Source organism: Aliiroseovarius subalbicans, assembly GCF_022678625.1.
GTDB classification, from domain to species: Bacteria; Pseudomonadota; Alphaproteobacteria; order Rhodobacterales; family Rhodobacteraceae; genus Aliiroseovarius_A; species Aliiroseovarius_A subalbicans.
Genome location: NZ_JALBYQ010000001.1, coordinates 228,930 through 251,444, shown reverse-complemented (window position 1 = coordinate 251,444; position 22,515 = coordinate 228,930). Strand labels below are relative to the sequence as shown.

Sequence of the window (22,515 nt, the reverse complement as noted above, 5' to 3'; positions counted from 1 at the left end):
GGCCATGACACGCTTTCTTCTGACTTTTGCCACCCGGGAAGGGCAGACCGAGGCGATCGCACAACGCGTCACCGAACGGCTGCGCGCGGCGGGCCACGAAGCCACACTGCAAAACGCCGGCGACAAGACCGCCGTCGCCCCTGCGCCCGCGCGGTTTGACCGTCTCGTGTTCGGGGCGTCGGTTCACGTCGGCAGGATCGAGAAAGAGATGCTGAGCTTCGTCAAGCGCCACGCCGACCTGATCGACAGCCTACCGCATGACATCTTCTTGGTGTCGCTGGGGGCGGCCGAGGTTGATCCGATGGTGAAAACCGACCGCATCGCCGAAGCGCAGGCACGACTGGACGCGGACCTGCCCGTGCCTTTCCCCGAGGCCCAGGTGTTTGCCGGTGCCCTGCGGTTTTCCCGGCTGAACTGGGTCGAACGCTTCATCATGAAACGGATCGCGACGCAGGGCGGGCTGATCACCGACACGACGCGTGACTATGAATTCACCGACTGGGACCGGGTCGACGCCTATGCCGACAGGCTTGCCGCGCTTTAAGGGCTAGACGCCAGACTGAAAGACCGACCCCACTTCGTCGCGGATGATCCGGGCGATCAGGGCGCAATCCTCCAGGCTGAAGGTCAGCGGCAGGCGCAGGTCCAACACACCGCGCAGCACGCGGTCGGTGGCGGGCATCCGATCGCTGGGGGCATAGCGCCAACTGTCATAGCGCGAGGTAAAGCCGCTGGGCTCGACCCCACCGAACCATTTCAGCTCAACCCCCCGGTCGGCACAGCGGCGCAGCACCTCGGCCACCGCCGCATCGGACCAATCCAGCAGCAGGAATTGGAACGAGGACATGACGTAGTCTTCCTGTGCAGGCCGCTCGATAACCGTAAGCCCAGGCAGGTCACGCAGCCCCTCTTCGACCACGCGATAGCGCGCATTCCAGGCCGCGCATTGCGCGTCCAGCTGCGCCAGTTGCGGGCGCAGGATCGCGGCACGCAGATTGTCCATTCGGCCCGATATGTTGGGGGTCAGGTATTTCACCGTCTCGAAGGCCTCAGGCGGCGGTGCGGCGCGGTGGCGATCAAACAACATATACGACCCCGACAGCATGATCGCCCTTGCCATCAGATCAGGATCATCGCTGATCAACAGCCCGCCTTCGCCCGAATTCAGGTGCTTGTAGGTCTGTGTCGAATAGGCCGCCATCACCCCGTGACGGCCCGACAAGACCCCGTTCCACCGCGCACCCATTGTGTGGGCGCAGTCTTCCACCACCCGCACCCCGGCCGCGTTACAGAGCGCCATCAGCGCCTCCATGTCGCAGATATGGCCGCGCATATGCGACAGCAGCAGCACCTCCGCCTGGTCCAGTTTCGCCGCCAGATCCTCCAGGTCGATGACCAGGCTTTCGGTCACGCCAACAAAGACAGGCACCGCGCCCAGCGACGCAATCGCCCCCGGCACAGGTGCCAGGGTGAAGGCGTTGGTCAGAACCCGGTCGCCCGGCCCCACTCCCAGCGCGCGCAGGGCGGTCGCGATGGCATAGCCGCCCGAGGCCACCGCCAGCGCGAATGTCGCCCCCATCGCGGCGGCGAATTCCTCTTCCAGCAAAGCGGTCTCGGCAATCTCGCCCTCGACCACGTTGTAGCGGTGCAACCGGCCCGATTGCATGACCCGCAACGCGGCTTCGATGCCTGCCTCTGGGATCGGCTCCTGCTGGGTAAATGACCCTGTGAATCGTTCGCTCATGGCGCGACTTTGGGCATGCGCCCGCCGAAGGTCAATGCGGGGATCCCGCTGGGAAAAACCGGGATTCTGTCGCAAATTGGCATTTTTGCCCGGTGAAACCGGATCAGGCTCAGGGGATGACACCCCTTGACGCCCTACACCGGCTGACCTGGACTGACATTCCCGCCGGGACGCAGACACAGGTAAAGCTGAACCTGCTGGACCTGATCGGCGTCGGGCTGGGGGGTGCTTCGACCCGCGCCAGCCGGATCACCCGCGACTTTGCCAGCGCCCAGACCCCCGGTCGCCACGCGCTGCTGTTCGATGGCCGGGCCGTTTCAGCTCCCGGTCTGGCCCATGCGGGCGCGGCCACGATCGACGCGCTGGACGGGCATGATGGGTTCAACCCGGCCAAGGGCCACGCGGGCTGCGCCACCTTCCCCGCCGCTTTCGCCTTTGCGCTTGAAACCGGCAACATGGACGGCGCCGCCTTCCTGACCGCGCTGACGCTGGGATACGAATTTGCTTGCCGGCTGGCGACGGCGCTGCACGACAGCGCGCCGGACTACCACACCTCGGGCGCCTGGGCGGCGGTGGCCTGCGCAGGCATCGGCGCGCGTTACCTGGAGCTGGATCCCGACCGGACCCGCCACGCGATGGGAATCGCCGAATACCACGGGCCGCGCAGCCAGATGATGCGCTGCATCGACCACCCGACGATGGTGAAAGACGGGTCGGGCTGGGGCGCAATGGCGGGGGTGTCCGCCGCCCTTCTAGCGCAAGCAGGCTTCACTGGCGCGCCCGCGCTGACGTTGGAGCAGGCGCCGGATCACTGGGCCGATCTCGGCAATCGCTGGCTGACCAACGAACAATACTACAAGCCCTACCCAGTCTGCCGTTGGGCCCAAGCCCCGGTTGAGGCCGTATTGGCCTTGCGCCAGCGCCACGGCGTCACTGCCGCCGATGTGGACCACATCCAGGTCGAGACCTTCCACGAAAGCGTGCGCCTGGCCACGTCCGAACCGAACAGCACGGACGAAGCGCAGTATTCCACCTCGTTCCCGGTTGCCGTGGCGATGGTGCGCGGCGATGTAACCCCGGCCGATCTGACCGGCTCGGCTTTGCGCCACCCCGAGGTCCTGCGCCTGTCACGCGGTTTGCTGATGACCGAAGACGACGCCGCAAACGCGGCCTTCCCGGCCACACGTCTGGCCCGGGCGACCTTGGTGCTGCGCGACGGATCGCAATTGCACTCGGATTGGCATGAACCGAAGTGGGACGCGACCGCCCCCCCCAGCGAGGCCGATTTGCGCGCCAAGTTTCACGGGCTGGCGGCCCCCCTTGTGGGCACGGATCGGGCCAGCGCGATCGAAGCGGCCATCGACGGCCTGCCTGCCGACGGCCTTGGACCGCTGGCCGCGCTGATCACTCAGCCGATCAACGCCTGAACGATCCCGTCCAGATCGGCGTAGTCGTCCAACAACGCCTCGGGCTGCAACGCCTCGACCCCGCGCCCATCCGGCCCGAACGTGACAAGGATCGACGGCACGCCTGCGGCGCGCGACGTGTTGCGGTCGGTTTCGGTGTCGCCGACCAGAAGCGACCGTCGCCCATCCCCGCCCGCGCGTTCCACCGCCGCAAAGAACGGCGCCGGGTCAGGTTTGCGGGTGGGCAGCGTGTCGGCCCCGACCAGCGATGCAAACAGATCGCGCACCCCCAGCCGGGTCATCAGCGTTTCCGCCAGCCCTTCGGGCTTGTTGGTGCAAATGCCCACCGCATAACCCGCGCCGCGCAGCCGCTCGACCGCGTCGATAGCGCCGGGATACAACCTTGTGTGACGGTCGATATCCGCGCCATAGGCCTCCAGCAGGAAGGGAAATTCGCGGTCGATCTCGGCCTCGCCCCCCACGCCCAGACGCGCGAAACCCAGCCGCAGCATCGCCCGCCCGCCGCGAAAGGCGGTGGCGGCGTCGGCGCTGGCATCCAGAAGGTCGCCGTGGCCCAGGCGTTGGAAACAGGCGTTGGCCGCGGCGATCAGGTCACCGGACGTGTCCGCCAGCGTCCCGTCCAAATCGAAAATCACACTACGCATGTTGGCCCTTTCGGCAAAGCCCCGCCGCCCGGTGTAACAGTGCGAAAGGGAAATTGATGCCCCGCCCCTTGCGGGTTGGCTCGTTAGGGTTAAAACGGCGGCAAGTGTTATTAAAGAGATAAAAATGTCCACAGCCCTGATCATCCTTGCCGCTGGCAAAGGCACCCGAATGGAAAGCGACCTGCCGAAGGTCATGCATGAGCTGGGCGGGGCGCCGCTGTTTGCCCATGCCTGGGCGCATGGTCGCGCACTGGATCCTGAGCGGGTGGTGATCGTCGCCGGTCACGGCGCCGAGCTGGTCGAGGCGGCCGCGCGTGACATCGACGCCGATGTGACCGTGGTGGTGCAGGAAGAGCAACTGGGCACGGCCCATGCCGTCGCCCAGGCGCGCTCCGCGCTGGAAGGGTTCGACGGTGACGCCGTGGTGCTTTATGGCGACACGCCGTTTACCGCCGCCGAGACGCTGGAACGCCTTGCCGCCGCGCGCGACCAGGCCGATGTGGTGGTGCTGGGCTTCGATACCGAAAACGCCGGGCGCTATGGCCGCTTGGTAATGGACGGCGATCGCCTGTCCCGGATCGTTGAATTCAAGGACGCGACAGATGAAGAGCGCGCGATAAGTCTTTGTAATAGCGGCGTTGTTGCCGCCAAGGCTTTGACCTTGTTCGACCTGATTGACGCGGTCGGAAATGACAATGCGAGCGGCGAGTATTACCTGACGGACATCGTCGAGGTCGCCAATACACGCGGGTTGAGCGCCACGGCGGTAAGTTGCGCCGAAAACGAAACGCTGGGCATCAATAATCGCGCGGAACTCGTTGATGCTGAATCTCTTTTTCAATCCAACGCCCGTGCTTCGGCGCTTGAGAATGGCGTGACGCTTTTGGCCCCCGAAACGGTGTTCTTTTCCCACGACACGGTGATCGGCCGCGAGGCCGTGGTCGAGCCCAACGTGGTCTTTGCCCCCGGTGTCACAGTTGAAAGCGGCGCGCGCATCCGCGCCTTCAGCCATCTTGAAGGCTGCCACGTGTCCAAGGGCGCAATTGTCGGCCCCTATGCCCGCCTGCGACCCGGCGCCGAGCTGGCAAACAACGCCAAGATCGGCAATTTCGTAGAGATCAAAAACGCGCAGATCGGCGAAGGCGCAAAGGTGAACCACCTGTCCTATGTTGGGGATGCGAGTGTGGGCGAGGCCGCCAATCTGGGCGCGGGCACTGTTACCTGCAATTATGACGGCGTGATGAAACACCACACTCACATTGGCGCACGCGCCTTCATTGGCTCCGACACGATGCTGGTGGCACCGGTCACCGTAGGCGATGACGCCATGACCACGACGGGGGCTGTGATCACAAAAGACGTGCCCGATGGCGCGATGGCCGTGGCGCGGGCCGAACAGGTGAACAAACCCGGCCTCGCGATCAAGTTTTTTGCCCGGCTGCGGGCGCTCAAGGCCAGGAAGGGCAAGTAGGATGTGTGGGATTGTTGGCGTTCTGGGCAATCATGAAGTCGCCCCTATCCTGGTCGAAAGCCTGCGGCGGCTGGAGTATCGCGGCTATGACAGCGCGGGCATCGCCACGGTAAACGATGCAGGCCAGCTGCACCGCCGTCGCGCGGTCGGTAAGCTTGCGAACCTGTCCGACCTGTTGGTGCATGACAGCCTGCCGGGTAAATCGGGCATCGGCCACACCCGCTGGGCCACCCACGGTGCGCCGACCACGGACAACGCCCACCCGCACCGCGCCGGCCCCGTGTCGGTCGTGCACAACGGCATCATCGAAAATTTTCGTGAGCTGCGCGAGGAGCTTGCGGCCAAGGGCATCAAATTCGTCACCGAAACCGACACCGAAACCGTCGCCCTTCTGACCCAGCAGCATCTGCGTCAGGGCATGGACCCGCGCACGGCGGTTGAGGCGACGCTGAAGCGGCTTGAGGGCGCTTTTGCCCTTTGTTTCCTGTTTGACGGCGAAACCGACCTGATGTTTGCCGCCCGCAAGGGCAGCCCGCTGGCGATCGGGCACGGGGATGGTGAAATGTTCGTCGGCTCGGACGCGATCGCGCTGGCGCCGATGACCGACCGGATCACCTACCTCGAAGAAGGCGATTATGCCGTGATCACCCGCGCCGGCGCGCAGATCTTTGACGCCGCGGGTGCCCCGGTGGAACGCGCGGTCAAGACCGTGCAGATGGACGCGGCCCGGATCGAAAAAGCCGGTTACAAGCATTTCATGGCCAAGGAAATCGCCCAGCAGCCCACAGTGGTGGGCGAAGTGCTGAACGATTACGTCCGGGGCGACAAGATCGTGATGGATCTGGGCGGGATCGACTTTGCCAAGGTCGAAAGGCTGTCCATTGTCGCCTGTGGCACCGCCTATTACGCCGGTCTGACCGCGAAATACTGGTTCGAGCATTACGCCCGCCTGCCCGTCGACATCGACGTGGCGTCCGAGTTCCGCTATCGCGAAGCGCCGTTTGCACCCGGTACCCTGGGCGTCTTTGTCAGCCAGTCGGGCGAAACCGCCGACACGCTGGCCGCGTTGCGGTACACCAAGGGCAAGGCCGACAAGGTGCTGAGCCTGATCAACGTGCCCGAAAGTTCGATCGCGCGCGAAAGCGATGTGGCAGTGGAAATCCACGCGGGCATCGAGGTCTCGGTGGCCTCAACCAAGGCGTTCACCTGCCAGTTGGCCACCTTTGCGATCCTGGCGCTGAAAGCGGCCCATGACCGGGGGCAGCTGGACGATGCAAGTCTGGCCGCGCATCTGGCCGATCTGCGCGCACTACCCGGTCTGTTGTCGCATGCGCTGGCCATCGACACGGCGGTTCAGGGCGTTGCGCGCAAGCTGGAATCCGCGCGTGATGTGCTGTTTCTGGGTCGCGGGCAGATGTTCCCGTTGGCTCTGGAAGGTGCGCTTAAACTTAAGGAAATCAGCTATATACACGCCGAAGGTTATGCATCAGGTGAACTGAAGCACGGCCCCATCGCGCTGATCGACAAGGACACCCCAACCGTGGTCATGGCGCCGCATGACGGGCTGTTCGACAAGACCGTGTCGAACATGCAGGAGGTCATGGCGCGTGGCGGTCGGGTGATCCTGGTGAGCGACGTCAAGGCCGCCGACAAGGCCGCCGAGGGGGTCTGGCAGACCATCACCATGCCCGACGCGCCTGAACTGATCCAGCCGATCCTCTATGCCGTGCCCGCGCAGCTTTTGGCCTACCACACTGCGATTGCCAAAGGCACGGACGTGGACCAGCCGCGCAACCTGGCCAAGTCCGTGACGGTGGAGTAATGGCCAAGCAGTTCGACCGGATTGAGGACAACCACCGCGTCTTCATCGAAACACAGACAATGTTCTTCACCGGCACCGCCGCCGCCGAGGGGCGGGTCAATATCTCACCCAAGGGGATGGATAGCCTGCGGGTGCTGGGGCCGAACCGGATCATCTGGTTGAACTATACCGGGTCGGGAAACGAAACCGCCGGGCACCTGATCAAGGCCAATCGCATCACGCTGATGTGGTGCGGATTTGGCAAACAGCCGCTGATTCTGCGCTGCTATGGCACCGCACGCGCCGTGCATCCGCGCGACGCGGATTGGGCCGCGCTGGTTGGGCATTTCGGCGCCCCTTTGGGCGCGCGGCAGGTCTATGACGTGGCGGTCGAACTTGTGCAAACCTCCTGCGGGTTTGCCGTGCCCTATATGGAGCCTGCGGGCGAGCGTGACACGCTGAAGGCCTGGAGTGTCGACCGGGGCGATGCGATCCCCGACTACTGGGCCACGCGCAACACGCAGACAATCGACGGCTTTGACACGAACATCCTTGGAGACGACACATGACGCTTGATGACGCATTGGCCGCCCTGCGCGCTGAAATCGTGCCGGGTCGCGCCGAAGGGCAGCGCACCTATCACAAGCAGACCCGCGAGGTTCTGGGCGTCGCAAACCCGGCGATCAACGATCTGACCAAGGCCTGGCGCCAGGACATGTCGGTGGAGGAGCGCGTCGCGCTGGCCGACGCGCTGTGGCAGACCGACATCTTCGAGGCCCGGCTGGCCGCCGCCAAACTTCTGACCCAGGCCCGCATCCGCCCCGATGACGGGGTCTGGGCCCTGATCCAGACTTGGGTGTCGGATTTTGACAGCTGGGCGATTGCCGACCACGTTTGCATGGCCGGGCAGAAACGCCTTGTCGCCGATCCCACCCGGATCGATCAGGTCGAGGCCTGGACGAAAAGTGACCACATGTGGACCCGACGCGCAGCACTGGTAATCACCCTGCCCTGGACAAAGCAGAATTTCCCGAAGCCCGAGGAAGAAGCGGTTCGCGACCGGGTTCTGGGCTGGGCCGAGACCTATGTCGAGGACCCCGATTGGTTCATTCAGAAAGCCGTTGCCTGGTGGGTGCGCGACCTGTCGAAACACGACCCGGACCGCGCCCGTGCTTTTCTGAAAGCGCATGGCAAGCGGTTGAAGCCCTTTGCCCGCAAAGAGGCCGAGAAATACATCTTTCCGCCGAAAAAGAAGCCTACAGCCTGAACACGTCCAATTCGTGAAGCCCCGCAAGGCCCACGTTCAACAGACGCAGCGCGGCCAGAGAAATCCGGCTGCCTGCCCCGTCCGGCCCGCCGATCGAGCGCAGCTCAACCGCGACGCTTTCACCGGTGGCAGTGCTGACCACACGGCCTTCGCTGACCGTATCCACCAGGGGCGTTTCCAGCCAGAACCCGGCCTCGGCCGGATTGCCCAGCGTGGCGACGGTGCGGCCCAGCGCGACCTCGCCGCCCGTGGCGGTGACCTCGGTCGCGGCAACGCGCTCTTCGTTGCTGGTGGTGTCGAATTGTTCGACCGTCACCGCATTGGCCGGTGGCGCGGCCACCTCGGTGGGGCGTTTCACCGGGCGTGTAAGCGCGCTTTCAGACGCGTCAGCACCGGGCGCGCCGGCATCTGGGGACGGAAGTTGGGCACAGCCAGCTAAAAGGGCGGCACTGATGACAAAAACGTGTTTCATGGCCCCAGTCTGACCCATTCCCGCCCCGGCTTCAACGCTTGCGGCATCGCAGGCTTGGGCGTAGTCTTGCCGGATGGAAAACGCGCCCCTCATCGACCCGTTCAACCGGGTCGTCAATTACCTTCGCCTGTCCGTCACCGACCGCTGCGATTTTCGCTGCACCTATTGCATGTCGGAAAACATGACCTTCCTGCCCAAGCGCGATCTGCTGACGCTGGAGGAGCTGGACCGGCTGTGCACCGCTTTCATCGGGCTGGGGGTAAAAAAGCTGCGCATCACCGGCGGTGAACCCCTTGTGCGCAAGGGGATCATGACCTTTTTCGACGCGATGTCGCGCCATCTGGACTCGGGCGCGCTGAACGAACTCACCCTGACCACCAACGGGTCGCAGCTGCACCGTTTTGCCGGTGATCTGGTGAAGGCCGGGGTGCGGCGGGTGAACATCTCGCTCGACACGCTGGACGAAGACAAGTTTGCCAAGATCACCCGCTGGGGCCGCCTGCCACAGGTGCTGAAAGGCATCGACGCGGCACAGGACGCGGGCCTGCGCTTGAAGATCAACGCGGTCGCGCTGAAGAATTTCAATGATAGCGAGCTGTTTTCGCTGACCGAATGGTGCGCCGCACGGGACATTGACCTGACCTGGATCGAGGTCATGCCGATGGGCGACATGGGCGAGGAAAACCGGCTGGACCAATACTGGCCGCTGTCCGATCTGCGCAAGATGCTGGCCACGCGCTATACCCTGACCGATCTGCCCGACAGCACCGGCGGCCCGGCGCGGTACGTGCGGCTTGAGGAAACCGGGCAGCGCATCGGCCTCATCACGCCGCTCACGCATAATTTCTGCGAAAGCTGCAACCGGGTGCGGTTGTCATGCACCGGGCAGTTTTATACCTGTCTGGGCCATGATGGCATGTCAGACCTGCGCGGGCCTTTGCGGGCCTCGGACGACGATGCCGAACTGGTTGCAGCGATCCGAGCGGGGATCGGGTTGAAGCCCAAGGGCCATGATTTCGACTATTCGCGTCAGGACATTCAGGGCCAGACCCAGCGCCACATGAACCACACCGGCGGGTAACCCCCACGGGTCGGATTATGGGGTAATCCGGCTGTCGGTGGCCTCGCTTCGCTCGGTCCCAGCGCAACAATGACGACGGGCCCCCATCCCGAACCGGGGCCGGGGCAATCCCGGACCCGGTGAGACATCAAGCGTGCCGAAGGCACACCTTCGGATCCCGCGACCTCAGGCGGCTGGCATGCGGCTTTCCACGATCTCGGCCCACCAGGAGCATCCGGCAGGGATCGCGTTGTCGTCGAAATTGTATTCCGGGTGGTGCACCATCGCCGTATCGCCGTTGCCGACCAGGATATAGGCGCCTGGGCGTGCTTCGAGCATATAGGAAAAATCCTCGGCCCCCATGATCGGAGACACTTCCAGCGTCTCTTTGCCTGACACTTTGCGCGCCACGTCGGCGGCAAATTCGGTTTGCTCTTCGCTGTTCACCATGACCGGATAGCCGCGGTTGTAGGTCACCGTCGCCGTGGCGCCGAAGGCCTCGGCGGTGGCGGTGGCGACGCGTTTCAGCGTCTCCTCGGCCTCGTCGCGCACGCCGCTGTCATGGGTGCGCACGGTGCCGCGCAACAGCACGTGCTGCGGGATCACGTTATGCGCCTCACTTTCCGTGCGGAAGGTGCAGGTCGACACCACGACCGAGTGCAGCGGGTCGATGTTGCGGCTGGCGATGGATTGCAGCGCCACGACGATATGGGCGGCGACCAGCGTTGTGTCGATCGTCTCATGCGGCTTGGCCGCGTGGCCGCCCTTGCCCTCGACATTGATGTCAAACTGATCAGCGGCAGCGAAAAACGCGCCGGAGCGAATTGCGAATTCGCCCAGCGGCAGGCCGGGCATGTTGTGCATGCCGAACACTTCCTGGATGCCGAACCGCTCCATCATGCCGTCATCGACCATTTCCTTGCCACCGCCGCCGCCCTCTTCGGCAGGTTGGAAGATGACAACGCAGGTGCCGTCAAAATTACGCGTTTCAGCCAGGTATTTCGCGGCCCCCAGCAGCATCGCGGTATGACCGTCATGGCCGCAGGCGTGCATCTTGCCCTCAACTTCTGACGCATAGTCCAGCCCCGTCGCCTCATGAATTGGCAGCGCGTCCATGTCGGCGCGCAGGCCCAGCACCTTGCCCGAGGTATCGGTCTTGCCCTTGATCACGGCGACCACCCCAGTGCGCCCGATGCCGGTCACCACCTCGTCACAGCCAAACGTGGCCAACTTGTCGGCGACCAGCGCCGAGGTGCGATGGGTGTCGAACAAAAGTTCAGGATTGGCGTGGATATCGCGCCGCCATTCGGTGATTTCGGGCAGCAATTCGGCAAATCGGTTCTTGATCGGCATGGTCTATTCTCCTGTAAACATCAAAGGTTCGGGCCAAGCGTCAGCTTGCTCCCGTCCGAAAATCGGTTCAGCCGGAACCGCGTCAGATCGTGGCCCGGATCGCGCGCCATCGCAAGGTCTGCCGTGATCCGTCCAAACGCGGGGCCAATGCCAAAACCGTGGCCGCACATCCCGGTGCAAACCGTCAGGCCGGGCAGCGCGTCGGCCCTGTCCACCACAGGCACCACGTCGGGCATCACGTCGATCATGCCCGCCCAGGCGGCGGCGATCCGTGTGTCGCCCAGCCCCGGAAAGGTCGCGCTGAAATCACGCGCCAGCCCCGCCACCTTGGCCGCATTCGGGGCCGGGTTCAACACACGCATGGCTTCAAACGGGGATGGCGCATCGCCCGACCAGCGGCGCGGCGTGCCCCAGCCGTCGGGAAAGCTGGCGGGCGCCTTTGGCAGGTATTTCGTGCCCAGCGGATCCTGCCACAGCTGCGGTAGGAAACGGGCAAAAGCGCGTAGGGCGTCCGGGCCGATGTAGAGTTCGTGAAACCCCGACGGTGCCAGGGTGTACCCGCCATCGGTGCGACGGCGAAACGCCAGCTTGCCGTCAACCGCGCCACCCGCGAACACTTCGTCCATTGGGGCGGTGCGGGCCACGGTGGCGCGCACCGAAAGCTGCGGGATCGAAATGCCGTGGCGACGTAACAGAAGCGACGACCAGGCGCCGCCGGCCAACACCACACGGCCCGCGCGAATGCGGCCCCGTTCGGTGACAACCCCGGCCACCCGCCCGCCTTCGACGTCCAACAGCCGCACCGCGCAGCCCTCGACGATCATCGTGCCGTGTTTCGCCGCCAACCGCGCCAAAGCGGGAACCGCCAGAAACGGTTCGGCCCGCATGTCGGACGGGGTCCACAACGCACCAGCCCAGCCCGTCGTGGCCTGAGGCAAAAGCGCCGCAGTCTGACTGGCGCTCAGAACGCGGGTGTCCAGATCATGGGGGTGGGCATGGTCCAGCCAGTCCTCGAACCCCGCAAGTTCGCTGTCCTTGTCGGCCAGAAAGGCCACGCCAGCCTGTGTCAGCCCAATGTCAGCGTCCACCTGCGCGGCCAGCTCGCGCCACAGCGCTTGCGCCTCGATCGCGATCGGGATTTCCGCGGGGTCCCTGCCCTGCACCCGGATCCAGCCCCAGTTTCGCGACGATTGTTCGCCCGCGATGCGGCCCTTTTCGAGCAAAACGACGTTTTGCCCGGCGCGTGCCAGGAACAGAGCGGTCGAGACCCCGATCACGCCGCCGCCGATGACCACCACGTCACAGGCGCCGGGCAGCGCATTGTCATGGAAAATCGGCTGCGCCTCGGAGATCGGGAACGGCGTCATTCGGTGAGGTAGTCCACCAGCCTCTCCATGAAGACCCAGCCGGCGTGGAATTGCTTGACGCTGATGAATTCGTTGGGCTGATGCGCCTGTTCGATCGACCCAGGACCGCAGATCACGGCAGAATACCCGCCGTCCTGAAACTGCCCGGCTTCGGTGCCGTAGCTGACCACGTGGTCGCCGTTGTCCCCGGTCAGGCGACGCGCCAGGGTTTCGGCCATGCCATCGGTTTCAGGGCGCAACCCCGGCACGGTGAACCGTTCGGTGACGTCAATGCGCGCCTCGGGGTGGATCGCCTGCATCTGTGCTTCGACCTCGGCCACCTTGACCAGATAGCGCGCCTTCCAATCCTTAAGGCTTTCCCCCGGTACGGCGCGAAACCCCATGATAAACCGGCAATCTTTCGCGGTGATGTTTTCCGCCGTGCCCCCGGTGATCGTGCCCACATGCGCCGTGGTCCAGGGTGGGGTGAACATGGCGGCGATCGGCCCGGCCTCGCGCGCCATGTTGTCCGCGTTCACCTTGTTGGCCCAGTCGATCAGCTTGCTGGCCTCCATCACGGCGTTGACGCCGGTGTGCATCAGGGATGAATGCACCTCGAAGCCGCGCACATGTGTTTCCAGCCCAATCCCGCCCTTGTGGCCATTCACGGCCTTCATCATCGAGGGCTCACCAATGATCGCGGCCTCGGCTTTCGGCAAAGCCCCGGCCATTTCGCGGATCATGCGCGGGGCGCCGACGCAGCCGACCTCCTCGTCATAACTCAGCGCGATTTGCAGCGGGCGTTTGATCCCGCGTTCCAGCGCCAAAGGCACCGCGGCCAACGCCAGCGCGTCGAAGCCTTTCATGTCGCAGGTGCCGCGGCCATACAGGCGGCCATTCTTCTCGATCACCGTGAAAGGGTCACTGTCCCAAGCCTGGCCGTCAATCGGCACCACGTCGGTGTGGCCGGACAGAATCACGCCGCCTTCGACCTCGGGTCCAACGTTGGCGTAAAGGTTCGCCTTGGTGCCATCGTCGTTGTAAACGCGATGCGCGCGCACGCCGTGGGAGGCCAGGTAATCCTCGACCCAGTCGATCAACTCCAGGTTGCTGACCCGGCTGATCGTCGGAAAGGCAACCAGTTTGTCGAGTATTTCGCGTGCGTTCAGACGTTCTGCCAAGTTCACTCCCCCGATGCTGGCGCGAAGCCTGCCGCGCGGTCCGGTTTGCGTCAACCCAAGCGAGGGGAGTTTTTGCCAGTCGGTCAAGAAACATGTTGCCGCAAACATATTTCGTGCTAACAATTTCGAACACAGGGGGGCACCGCAACGACGGACGCCACCAAGAAAAGCAAGAAGAACAAATACTTGGGAGAGTCATATGCCCGATGGGGCACAGCCCGTCCTGGACGTCCGGGACCTCAATACTGTTTTCCAGACACGCGGCGGCGAGGTTCATGCCGTGAACCACGTCAGCTTCGACCTGAAGAAAGGCGAGCTTCTGGGTGTCGTCGGCGAAAGCGGCTCGGGCAAGTCGGTGACAATGATGTCGCTGATCGGCCTGTTGCCCTCGCCCCCTGCCGAAGTGCGCCGGGGCGAAGTGCTGTTTGACGGGCGCGACCTGTTGAAAATGGACGCCGACAGCCTGCGCGACATTCGTGGCGCGCGGATCGGTTTCGTGTTCCAGGACCCAATGACCTCGCTCAATCCGGTGTTCACGGTGGGCTTCCAGCTGCGCGAACCGCTGATGCGCCACATGGGTATGAACAAACGCCAGGCCAACGCCCGCGCGGTTGAGCTTTTGGAGCTGGTCGGCATCCCCGACGCCAAACAGCGGTTGAAGGATTACCCGCACCAGTTTTCCGGCGGCATGCGCCAACGGGTGATGATCGCCATCGCGCTGGCCTGCGACCCCGAGGTTCTGATCGCCGACGAACCCACCACCGCGCTGGACGTGACGATCCAGGCGCAAATCCTGGAGCTGGTGAAAGAGCTGCGCCACAAGCTGGGCATGGCGATCGTCTGGATCACCCACGACCTGGGCGTGATCGCGGGCATCGCGGACCGGGTGATGGTGATGTACGGCGGGCAAGTGGTTGAACAGGCGCCGGTGCGCGAATTGTTCAAGAACCCGCAGCACCCTTATACCGCCGCGCTTTTGGAAACGATCCCGCATGTGCGCGGCGATCGGGCTGAGCGGTTGAAGGTGATCGAAGGCCAACCGCCCATCCTGGGCGCGATCCCCACCGCCTGCCCGTTCCGCCACCGCTGCCCGGTCGCCTTTGACCGTTGCAAACAGGAAAACCCGGCGCGGATGCCGGTCGGCGATGGCCACGACGCCGCCTGTTTCTATGACCTCGCCAAAGGGGAACCGCGCGATGCTTGATGCCACGCCCCGCAAACTGGTCGAGGTGCGCGACCTGAAAATGCATTTCCCGATCTACGCGGGCATTCTGCGCAAGCGTGTGGGCGAGGTGAAGGCGGTCGACGGCGTCAGTTTCGACATATTCGCGGGCGAAACCCTGGGCCTGGTAGGCGAAAGCGGCTGTGGCAAATCCACCTGCGGCCGCGCCATTCTGCGCCTTTACGACATCACCGACGGGTCGGTGAAGATCGACGGGGCCGAGATCGGCGACACGCCGCAAGGCGGGTTGCGCAAGATGCGCCCGACGATGCAGATGGTGTTCCAGGACCCGCAAGCCAGCCTGAACCCGCGCATGACGGTCGAGGCGATCATCGGCGAACCGCTGATGGAGCACACCGACCTGTCGCGCGACAAGCGGCGCGATCGGGTGCATGAGCTGATGGATGCGGTCGGGCTGAACCGCACGTTTTCAAACCGCTACCCGCACGAGTTTTCCGGAGGCCAGCGTCAACGCATCGGCATCGCCCGCGCCCTGGCCCTGAACCCGAAATTCATCGTCTGCGACGAGCCAATTGCGGCGCTGGACGTATCGATTCAGGCCCAGGTGGTGAACCTGCTTGAGGATCTGCAGGAAAAGTTCGACCTGACCTATCTGTTCATTTCCCACGACCTGTCGATGGTGCGCCATATCGCCGACCGTGTGGCGGTGATGTATCTGGGCAAGGTTGTCGAACTTTCCCCGCGCGAAGCGCTCTACGCCGAACCGCTGCACCCTTACACCAAGGCGTTGCTGTCTGCCGTGCCAGAGCCTGACCCGGACATGACGACCGAGGACCGGGTGATTTTGCAAGGCGACGTGCCCAGCCCGTCAAACCCGCCCCAGGGCTGCAATTTCTGCACCCGCTGCCCGGCGGTCATGGACATCTGCCACCGCGAAGACCCGGAGTTTCGCGAGGTTCAGCCGGGCCGCTTCGTGGCCTGCCATCATTACAATCAGACCGCCGGAGACACGGCGGCATCCGAGGACAACAAGAGCATCCAACAAGGAGAGACCACATGAAACTGAAGACAGCCCTTCTGGGCGCCGCGACCGCGGTGGCCCTGTCTGGCGTGACCGCTCAGGCCGAGCGCGGCGCGGACGGACACCTGAACATTATCTATTGGCAAGCGGCCTCAATCCTGAATCCGTTCTTGTCCGGCGGTACCAAGGACACCGAAGCGTCGTCGATGGTCATCGAACCGCTGGCGCGCTATGACGAACAAGGCAACATGCTGCCCTGGCTGGTCGATGAAATCCCGACCGTTGCCAATGGCGGCATCTCGGAAGACCTGACCACGATCACCTGGAAACTGACGCCGGGCATCAAATGGTCGGACGGCAGCGACTTTACCGCCGCCGACGTGGTCTTTACCGGCGAATACTGCATGCACCCCGAAGGCGGCTGCCAGCAGGAATCCAAGTTCGCTGGAGTGAAAAACGTCGAAGCGTTGGACGATCTGACGGTGAAAATCACCTTCGACGGCCCCAAACCCTTCCCCTATGCGCCGTTCGTGGGCGTGGAAAGCCCGATCATCCAGGCGGCACAATTCGCCAATTGCCTGGGCGCGGATGCCCCGAACTGCACCGAGGCCAACTTTGGCCCGCACGGCACTGGCCCGTTCCGCGTGACCGAGTTCAAAGCCAACGACGTGATATCGTATGAAGCGAACCCGCATTACCGTGACCCGGCCAAGCCGGCCTTTGCCACGGCGACGTTCAAAGGGGGCGGCGACGCCGCTGCTGCTGCGCGCTCGGTGCTGGAAACCGGCGAATTCGACTATGCCTGGAACCTGCAGATCGACCCGACGATCCTGACGCAGATGGCCGGTGCTGGCAAAGGCACCGTGGTCAGCTCGTTCGGCACGTCCGTGGAACGCCTGATGGTGAACCTGTCGAACCCGGATGCCGCCCTTGGCGACAAACGCTCGACGCTGGAAGGCGGGCCCCACCCGTTCCTGACCGACCCGATCGTGCGCACCGCGCTGTCGAAGGCCATTGACCGCGCGCTGGTGTCCGAAGTGGGCTATGGCGCCGCTGGCAAACCGACCTGCAACGTGCTGCCCGCACCGGCGATCTATGCCTCCACGGCAAACGACGCCTGTCTGGGGCAGGACATCGCCGGGGCCAACGCCATGCTTGAGGGCGCGGGCTGGGTCAAAGGGGCCGACGGTATCCGCGCCAAAGACGGCGTTCGTCTGTCGATCCTGTATCAGACCTCGACCAACGCCGTGCGCCAGGACACCCAGGCGCTGCTGAAGCAGTGGTGGAGCGAGATCGGTGTTGAAACCGAGCTGAAGAACGTCGACGCCGGTGTCTTCTTCGGCGGTGACCAGTCGTCGCCGGACACCTATCAGAAGCTGTTTGCCGACATCGAGATGTACACCAACAACTTCGCCGGCACCGACCCCGAAGCCTATATGGGCAACTGGGTCTGCGACGAAATCCCGATGCCGTCGAACAACTGGCTGGGCTCGAACATGCCGCGTTACTGTGATCCGGCCTATGACGCGCTTGCCGCGAAGATGGGCCAGACCTCGGCCCTGGAAGAGCGTGCGGAACTGGCGAAAGCCATGAACGACATGCTGATGCAGGCCGGCGCGATGATCCCGCTGGTGCACCGTGGCGATGTCTCGGCACATTCCAACACGCTCAATGGGGTCAAGATGAACTCCTGGGACAGCGAGCTGTGGAACGTGGCCGACTGGACCCGCGCGGACTGATCCGCCTTTGACAAACGGCCGCCCTGCCACACCTTGTTGCGGTGGGGCGGCCACCTTTTCCCCGAGACTTCTGAACCGAGACACCGCATGCTGAACTACACAATCAGACGCCTGATGTTCACCATCCCGGTGCTTCTGTTCATCAGTTTCATCATCTTCCTGCTGCTGGACCTGGCGCCCAATGATCCCACCGGCAACCTGCCGATGACGATCCCGCCCGAAGTGCGAGAGAAGATCCGCGAAAGCCTGGGGCTGGGGCAGCCGATCCATGTGAGATACTTCAAATGGTGCGTGCAGTTCTTCGTGAACGAGCCTTTGAACATCATCGACCAAATGTTCGGCACCTGCACCTGGGGCTGCGAGGACCGGCTGCGGGTGCAAAGCTGGGCCACCCGCTCGCCCGTCGTCGACCTCATCGTCGAGCGCATGCCGCAGACCCTGTGGGTCGTGGGCATGTCCTATGTCGTCGGCATCCTGATCGCGATCCCGATCGGCGTGATCTCGGCTTACCGGCAATACAGCTGGTTCGACCAGGCCGGCACCTTCGTCAGCATGGTGGGCTTTTCCGTGCCGACCTTCTTTACCGGCGTTCTGATGATCGTGATCTTCTCGGTAATGATCCCGACCGACAGTTGGTTCTGGTTCCCGTCGATCTATGACACCACCCACAAGGTGACGGACCTGGCAAGTTTCGGCTTCCAGATCCGCCAGATGGCGATGCCGGTTTTCGTGCTGGCTCTGTATAACGCCGCCCAGATCAGCCGCTTCATGCGCGCCTCGATGCTGGACAATCTGAACCAGGATTACGTGCGCACGGCGCGCGCCAAAGGGATGCGCGAACGCGTGGTTCTGCTGGTCCATGTGCTGCGCAATTCGCTGATCCCGGTGGTCACGGTGATCGCCCTGGGCGTGCCGCAGGTCTTTGGCGGGGCCATCATCACCGAACAGGTGTTCAAGGTGAACGGGCTGGGCCAGCTGCTGATCATCGGCATTCAGGGCGCTGACATCCCGCTGGTGCAGACGCTGACCTTCATCTTCGCGGTGCTCATCGTGCTGTTCAACCTGATCGCCGACATCCTTTATGGCATTCTTGACCCGAGGATCCGCTATGACTGACGCAACCACAGCCGCCTCTGTGCCCGAAAAGCATCGCAACCAATGGGCCGATGTCTGGGACCAGTTCAAAACCCACCGCGGCGCCGTCATGGGCGCGATCTTCTTCGTTGCCGTTTGCTGCCTTGTCATCTTCGGACCGATGCTGTGGCATCTGGACCCGAATTTCATCGACATCCGGTCCAAGAACCAAGGCCCAAGCTTTGCCCACCCGATGGGCACCGACCAGCTGGGACGCGATACCTTTGCCAGCGTTCTGCAAGGAGGGCGCGTATCGCTTTTGGTGGGCGTGACCGCCATGTTGCTGGCGCTGGTGCTGGGCACGCTCGTGGGCGTGCTGGCGGGGTATTTCAAACGGCTGGACGGGTTCCTCATGCGGATTACCGACCTGTTCCTGGCCCTGCCCCTGCTGCCCCTGCTGCTTGTCATCATCATGCTGTTTCGCGACACGCTGCGCGCTGCCTTCGGGCCCGAGACCGGGATTTTCCTGCTGATCGTCTTTGTTATCGGCATCACCAGCTGGATGCAGACCGCGCGGATCGTGCGCGGCGACGTGCTGGCCTTGAAAGAACAGGAATTCGTGCTGGCCGCGCGGTCGATCGGCACGCCTTCGCGCCGCATGATCGGGCGCCATATCCTGCCCAACGTGCTGTCACCGATCATGGTATCGGCCACGCTGGGCATCGCCAACGCGATCATCACCGAAAGCGCGCTGTCCTTCCTGGGTCTGGGCTTTCCGTCCGATTTCCCGACCTGGGGGCGGTTGCTGTATGATTCCACGAACTTCATGACGCTCAACCCCGAGCGCGTGATCTGGCCGGGTCTGGCGATCTCGCTGACCGTGCTGTCTGTGAACTACATCGGGGACGGGCTGCGCGACGCGCTGGATCCGCGCATTCGCGGGCGTTGAGCGTTACTTCTCGATGTGGTGCTTGATGCGTCGCACACCCAACCAAACGAGCCCCACCACCGGGATCACAAGGGCGGCCGTCAGCTTGCCTTTCGACAGCCCGGTGTATTCGGTCACCGGGTAGAACAGGTAAGACGCCAGGCTGACCGCGTAATAACTGATCGCCACCACCGACAGCCCCTCGACCGTCTCTTGCAGGCGCAGTTGCAAATCCGCACGCCGATCCATACTTTCCAACAGCGCCTGGTTCTGCGCGCTGCGCTCAACGTCCACCCGCGTTCTGAGCAGATCACCGGCCCGCATCGCGCGTTCCGCCATGGTGGCCAGCTGCCGCTCGGCGCTTTTCACCGTGCGCATGGCCGGATCGAACCGGCGCATCATGAACTCGGTAAAGGTCTGGCGCCCGCCAAAGCGTTCCTCGCGCAGGACCTCGATGCGTTGGTGCACGATCGCCTCATAGGCCCCCGTCGCCCCGAACCGGAACGAGCTTTTCGCCATCAGGTCCTCAAGCTCGGCGGACAGCGAAAGCAGCTCCTCCAGCACCGTTTCCGGCGCGTCGTGCTGACCCATCGCGCTGACCAGCCGGCTGAGTTCAACGTCGATCTGACCCAGCCTGCCCTGCAACGCGCGCGCCCGCGCCAGCCCCAGCATCGACATGGTCTTGTAGGTCTCGATCTCGCACACCCGCTGTACGATCCGCCCGACCCGACGCGCGCTGATGGCGGCGTCGGTGAAGACGGCAAAGCGCAGGTGGCCCGCTTCATCAATGCGAAAGTCCCCGGCCACGACGGCGTTGCGATCCAGCACCCTGGTCGCGGCCAGGCTTTCGGGCACGAACCAGTCGGCCAGACGGCTGCGCATTTCGTCGTCGCTGCTCATCTCCTCGACCCGGATCAACGCCGAGGTGATGCGCACGCCGGGCGCTTCGACCAGCCAATCCTCGGGGAAGACATCAAAGGCCACCGGGTCGAATGGGCGCGCCATGTTGCCGTCACCGAACACCGTGTAGGTGACGAATTCGGTGTGCTGTTCCCATTTCAGGTGATAGCGCCCGATCTGGCCAAAGTAATGCGTGGCATCGGGCTGCGGATGCGCCGCGCCGAACCGGTCCAGCAGCGCCAGCAGATGCGCCCGGTCCGCCCCCCGGTCCCGCCCCACCGCATTCTCGGGCCGTTTCACCGCCAGGTAGGCCGCGAAACAAGGCGCCGACAGCGACGGGAACGGCCGCGCATGCAGCTCATTGGCCAGCGCATAGCGCAGGGAATGGTCGGTGATCGGGCTCATCGCGCGTCCTTTGGTTTTGACCACAGGCTAGCGGCAAACGCGCCCAACTCAACCCCGCGCAACGCGACAAAGCGGCGCGCAAAAACGGCGTTACAGCAGGTTTTGCACCAGCCGGGTGAAGTCCTCGCCGCGCTTTTCGAAGTTGGGATACTGGTCGAAACTGGCCGCGGCGGGGGCCAGAAGCACGGTGTCGCCGGCTTCTGCATCCTTCGCGGCGGCGGCCACGGCGGCGGCCATCGTTTCGCAGATCTGATGCGGCACGTCACCCAGCTGCAGCGCGAAATCGCGGGCCGAATGGCCGATCAAATAGGCTTTGACGACCGCGCCCAAATGTGGGGCCAGATCCTCGATCCCGCCATCCTTGCCCAAGCCCCCCCCGATCCAGCGGATCCGGTCGAAGGCCTGCAGCGCGGCAGTGGCGGCGTCCACATTGGTGGCCTTGCTGTCGTTCACCCAGGTGACGCCACCCGCCTCGCCCACAATCTGCGAGCGGTGCGGCAAGCCCTTGAAACTGTGAAACGCCTGTTCGATCACGCGCGGGGCCAGGCCCAGTGTGCGGCACACCGCATAGGCGCAGCAGGCGTTCTGGTGGTTGTGACTTCCCGGCAGCCCCTTGACGCCGCGCAGGTCGATCGACGCAACCTGCCGCCCCTTGCGGTATTCCGACAGGTATCCTTTGCGGGCAAACACCTGCCAGCCGGGGCCCGTCAGCTTGCGATCGACGCTGACCCGGATCACCCGGTCGTCGGTCGCGCCTTCGGCCAGTTGTCCGGCCAGAAACACGCCCTCAGCCTCGTCCACGCCGATCACCGCGCGGTCCGGGCCGCCTTCGGCAAACAGGCGCCGCTTGGCTGCGAAATAACCGCCCATGCCGCCGTGGCGGTCCAAATGGTCGGGGGACAGGTTGGTGAACACGGCCACGTCCGGCGTCAGTGCGCGGGCAAGATCGGTCTGGTAACTCGACAGCTCCAGCACCACGACTTCGCCGTCATGGGCCGGGTCGATATCCAGCACCCCGCGCCCGATGTTGCCGGCCAGCTGTGTGGCCCTGCCCGTCTCGGACAGGATGTGGTGGATCAGAGCGCTGGTGGTCGATTTCCCATTCGATCCGGTCACCGCGACAATGCGTGGCATGACCTCGAACTCGTCCCATTCCCCGGTGGCGAATGAGTGAAAGAACAGCCCGATGTCGTTGTCGACCGGCACGCCCGCGTCCATCGCCCGCGCGATCAGCTTGTTGGGTTCGGGATACAGATGTGGAATGCCGGGGCTGACGATCAGGGCATCGACCCCTTCCCAGGCATTGCCGCGGGTCAGGTCGTGGATCGTGTGACCGGCCGCTTCGGCCGCCGCACGCGCCTCGGCGCTGTCGTCCCAGCACAGGGCGTCCGCCCCCCCAGCGCGCAACGCCGCAGCCGTGGCCAGACCCGACCGGCCCAGGCCCAGCACCGCCACCTTGCGGGTTTCATATCCTTGAACGGGGATCATCGCTGCCTCCC

20 protein-coding genes are annotated in these 22,515 nt (G+C 64.1%); 12 read left to right on the top strand and 8 right to left on the bottom strand.

The window, feature by feature from the left end:
• The first annotated feature begins 4 nt into the window (after nt 1–4).
• Nucleotides 5–544: a flavodoxin domain-containing protein gene (locus tag MN188_RS01235; protein ID WP_242104976.1), complete on the top strand. Its 540-nt coding sequence runs from the start codon at nt 5–7 to the stop codon at nt 542–544.
• A 3-nt stretch (nt 545–547) separates the two neighbouring features.
• Here the strand turns inward: MN188_RS01235 and MN188_RS01230 are convergent, their stop codons facing one another.
• Nucleotides 548–1,744 (bottom strand): DegT/DnrJ/EryC1/StrS family aminotransferase, encoded by a 1,197-nt coding sequence (locus tag MN188_RS01230; protein ID WP_242104975.1) that lies wholly within the window; start codon nt 1,742–1,744, stop codon nt 548–550.
• Nucleotides 1,745–1,860: 116 nt separating this feature from the next.
• Here MN188_RS01230 and MN188_RS01225 point away from each other — a divergent pair, with 116 nt between their 5' ends.
• On the top strand, nt 1,861–3,171 hold the full coding sequence (locus MN188_RS01225) for an MmgE/PrpD family protein (RefSeq protein ID WP_242104974.1): 1,311 nt from the start codon (nt 1,861–1,863) through the stop codon (nt 3,169–3,171).
• Here the strand turns inward: MN188_RS01225 and MN188_RS01220 are convergent.
• Nucleotides 3,153–3,815 (bottom strand): HAD-IA family hydrolase, encoded by a 663-nt coding sequence (locus MN188_RS01220; protein ID WP_242104973.1) that lies wholly within the window; start codon nt 3,813–3,815, stop codon nt 3,153–3,155. The two genes, MN188_RS01225 and MN188_RS01220, sit on opposite strands and share 19 nt — an antisense overlap.
• Before the next feature lie 124 nt (nt 3,816–3,939).
• Here MN188_RS01220 and glmU point away from each other — a divergent pair, with 124 nt between their 5' ends.
• The 4 genes from glmU to MN188_RS01200 are packed head-to-tail and all read left to right on the top strand — an operon-like array spanning nt 3,940 to nt 8,354.
• A complete protein-coding gene (glmU, locus tag MN188_RS01215) occupies nt 3,940–5,286 on the top strand; it encodes a bifunctional UDP-N-acetylglucosamine diphosphorylase/glucosamine-1-phosphate N-acetyltransferase GlmU (protein WP_242104972.1) in 1,347 nt (448 codons plus the stop codon).
• A 1-nt stretch (nt 5,287) separates the two neighbouring features.
• Nucleotides 5,288–7,108, top strand: coding sequence for a glutamine--fructose-6-phosphate transaminase (isomerizing) (gene glmS / locus MN188_RS01210; protein ID WP_242104971.1), 1,821 nt, complete (start codon nt 5,288–5,290; stop codon nt 7,106–7,108).
• Nucleotides 7,108–7,656, top strand: coding sequence for a pyridoxamine 5'-phosphate oxidase family protein (locus MN188_RS01205; protein WP_242104970.1), 549 nt, complete (start codon nt 7,108–7,110; stop codon nt 7,654–7,656). The genes glmS and MN188_RS01205 overlap by 1 nt, the downstream gene beginning before the upstream one ends.
• Nucleotides 7,653–8,354 carry a DNA alkylation repair protein gene (locus MN188_RS01200; RefSeq protein ID WP_242104969.1) on the top strand — a complete coding sequence of 234 codons (702 nt, stop codon included), beginning with the start codon at nt 7,653–7,655 and terminating at the stop codon, nt 8,352–8,354. Before MN188_RS01205 ends, MN188_RS01200 begins: the two co-directional genes overlap by 4 nt.
• On the opposite strand, the gene MN188_RS01195 is transcribed toward MN188_RS01200, so the two are convergent.
• Nucleotides 8,344–8,826: a D-galactarate dehydratase gene (locus MN188_RS01195; protein ID WP_242104968.1), complete on the bottom strand. Its 483-nt coding sequence runs from the start codon at nt 8,824–8,826 to the stop codon at nt 8,344–8,346. The two genes, MN188_RS01200 and MN188_RS01195, sit on opposite strands and share 11 nt — an antisense overlap.
• A gap of 73 nt (nt 8,827–8,899) precedes the next feature.
• On the opposite strand from MN188_RS01195, the gene moaA reads away from it, so the two are divergent.
• Nucleotides 8,900–9,907, top strand: a complete 1,008-nt coding sequence (gene moaA, locus MN188_RS01190) for a GTP 3',8-cyclase MoaA (RefSeq protein ID WP_242104967.1) — start codon at nt 8,900–8,902, stop codon at nt 9,905–9,907.
• Nucleotides 9,908–10,072: 165 nt separating this feature from the next.
• Here the strand turns inward: moaA and MN188_RS01185 are convergent, their stop codons facing one another.
• The 3 genes from MN188_RS01185 to argE are packed head-to-tail and all read right to left on the bottom strand — an operon-like array spanning nt 10,073 to nt 13,766.
• Nucleotides 10,073–11,239, bottom strand: coding sequence for a M20 aminoacylase family protein (locus MN188_RS01185; RefSeq protein WP_242104966.1), 1,167 nt, complete (start codon nt 11,237–11,239; stop codon nt 10,073–10,075).
• 20 nt (nt 11,240–11,259) lie between these two features.
• Nucleotides 11,260–12,606 (bottom strand): NAD(P)/FAD-dependent oxidoreductase, encoded by a 1,347-nt coding sequence (locus MN188_RS01180; protein ID WP_242104965.1) that lies wholly within the window; start codon nt 12,604–12,606, stop codon nt 11,260–11,262.
• The gene (gene argE, locus MN188_RS01175; protein ID WP_242104964.1) at nt 12,603–13,766 is read right to left on the bottom strand and encodes an acetylornithine deacetylase; all 1,164 of its coding nucleotides are present in this window, start codon (nt 13,764–13,766) and stop codon (nt 12,603–12,605) included. Before argE ends, MN188_RS01180 begins: the two co-directional genes overlap by 4 nt.
• 199 nt (nt 13,767–13,965) lie before the next feature.
• Between argE and MN188_RS01170 the strand changes: the two genes are divergently transcribed.
• The 5 genes from MN188_RS01170 to MN188_RS01150 all read left to right on the top strand — a co-directional run bounded on the left by MN188_RS01170 (nt 13,966) and on the right by MN188_RS01150 (nt 19,732).
• A complete protein-coding gene (locus tag MN188_RS01170) occupies nt 13,966–14,970 on the top strand; it encodes an ABC transporter ATP-binding protein (protein ID WP_242104963.1) in 1,005 nt (334 codons plus the stop codon).
• Entirely contained in the window at nt 14,963–16,009 is a 1,047-nt protein-coding gene (locus MN188_RS01165; protein ID WP_242104962.1) for an ABC transporter ATP-binding protein, read from the top strand. Before MN188_RS01170 ends, MN188_RS01165 begins: the two co-directional genes overlap by 8 nt.
• On the top strand, nt 16,006–17,709 hold the full coding sequence (locus tag MN188_RS01160) for a peptide ABC transporter substrate-binding protein (RefSeq protein WP_242104961.1): 1,704 nt from the start codon (nt 16,006–16,008) through the stop codon (nt 17,707–17,709). The genes MN188_RS01165 and MN188_RS01160 overlap by 4 nt, the downstream gene beginning before the upstream one ends.
• Before the next feature lie 87 nt (nt 17,710–17,796).
• Nucleotides 17,797–18,825 carry an ABC transporter permease gene (locus MN188_RS01155; RefSeq protein ID WP_242104960.1) on the top strand — a complete coding sequence of 343 codons (1,029 nt, stop codon included), beginning with the start codon at nt 17,797–17,799 and terminating at the stop codon, nt 18,823–18,825.
• Nucleotides 18,818–19,732: an ABC transporter permease gene (locus tag MN188_RS01150; protein ID WP_242104959.1), complete on the top strand. Its 915-nt coding sequence runs from the start codon at nt 18,818–18,820 to the stop codon at nt 19,730–19,732. Before MN188_RS01155 ends, MN188_RS01150 begins: the two co-directional genes overlap by 8 nt.
• A 3-nt stretch (nt 19,733–19,735) precedes the next feature.
• Here MN188_RS01150 and MN188_RS01145 read toward each other — a convergent pair whose 3' ends face one another.
• Both MN188_RS01145 and murD read right to left on the bottom strand, forming a co-directional pair.
• Entirely contained in the window at nt 19,736–21,016 is a 1,281-nt protein-coding gene (locus MN188_RS01145; RefSeq protein WP_242104958.1) for a DUF3422 family protein, read from the bottom strand.
• A gap of 90 nt (nt 21,017–21,106) precedes the next feature.
• The gene (gene murD / locus MN188_RS01140; RefSeq protein WP_242104957.1) at nt 21,107–22,504 is read right to left on the bottom strand and encodes a UDP-N-acetylmuramoyl-L-alanine--D-glutamate ligase; all 1,398 of its coding nucleotides are present in this window, start codon (nt 22,502–22,504) and stop codon (nt 21,107–21,109) included.
• Between the last annotated feature and the right edge of the window lie 11 nt (nt 22,505–22,515).

Bases quoted from the DNA above. Each gene is read 5' to 3' on its own strand.
- MN188_RS01235 (WP_242104976.1), top strand. From the start codon at position 5: ATGACACGCTTTCTTCTGACTTTTGCCACCCGGGAAGGGCAGACCGAG.
- MN188_RS01230 (WP_242104975.1), bottom strand. From the start codon at position 1,744: ATGAGCGAACGATTCACAGGGTCATTTACCCAGCAGGAGCCGATCCCA.
- MN188_RS01225 (WP_242104974.1), top strand. From the start codon at position 1,861: ATGACACCCCTTGACGCCCTACACCGGCTGACCTGGACTGACATTCCC.
- MN188_RS01220 (WP_242104973.1), bottom strand. From the start codon at position 3,815: ATGCGTAGTGTGATTTTCGATTTGGACGGGACGCTGGCGGACACGTCC.
- glmU (WP_242104972.1), top strand. From the start codon at position 3,940: ATGTCCACAGCCCTGATCATCCTTGCCGCTGGCAAAGGCACCCGAATG.
- glmS (WP_242104971.1), top strand. From the start codon at position 5,288: ATGTGTGGGATTGTTGGCGTTCTGGGCAATCATGAAGTCGCCCCTATC.
- MN188_RS01205 (WP_242104970.1), top strand. From the start codon at position 7,108: ATGGCCAAGCAGTTCGACCGGATTGAGGACAACCACCGCGTCTTCATC.
- MN188_RS01200 (WP_242104969.1), top strand. From the start codon at position 7,653: ATGACGCTTGATGACGCATTGGCCGCCCTGCGCGCTGAAATCGTGCCG.
- MN188_RS01195 (WP_242104968.1), bottom strand. From the start codon at position 8,826: ATGAAACACGTTTTTGTCATCAGTGCCGCCCTTTTAGCTGGCTGTGCC.
- moaA (WP_242104967.1), top strand. From the start codon at position 8,900: ATGGAAAACGCGCCCCTCATCGACCCGTTCAACCGGGTCGTCAATTAC.
- MN188_RS01185 (WP_242104966.1), bottom strand. From the start codon at position 11,239: ATGCCGATCAAGAACCGATTTGCCGAATTGCTGCCCGAAATCACCGAA.
- MN188_RS01180 (WP_242104965.1), bottom strand. From the start codon at position 12,606: ATGACGCCGTTCCCGATCTCCGAGGCGCAGCCGATTTTCCATGACAAT.
- MN188_RS01170 (WP_242104963.1), top strand. From the start codon at position 13,966: ATGCCCGATGGGGCACAGCCCGTCCTGGACGTCCGGGACCTCAATACT.
- MN188_RS01165 (WP_242104962.1), top strand. From the start codon at position 14,963: ATGCTTGATGCCACGCCCCGCAAACTGGTCGAGGTGCGCGACCTGAAA.
- MN188_RS01160 (WP_242104961.1), top strand. From the start codon at position 16,006: ATGAAACTGAAGACAGCCCTTCTGGGCGCCGCGACCGCGGTGGCCCTG.
- MN188_RS01155 (WP_242104960.1), top strand. From the start codon at position 17,797: ATGCTGAACTACACAATCAGACGCCTGATGTTCACCATCCCGGTGCTT.
- MN188_RS01150 (WP_242104959.1), top strand. From the start codon at position 18,818: ATGACTGACGCAACCACAGCCGCCTCTGTGCCCGAAAAGCATCGCAAC.
- MN188_RS01145 (WP_242104958.1), bottom strand. From the start codon at position 21,016: ATGAGCCCGATCACCGACCATTCCCTGCGCTATGCGCTGGCCAATGAG.
- murD (WP_242104957.1), bottom strand. From the start codon at position 22,504: ATGATCCCCGTTCAAGGATATGAAACCCGCAAGGTGGCGGTGCTGGGC.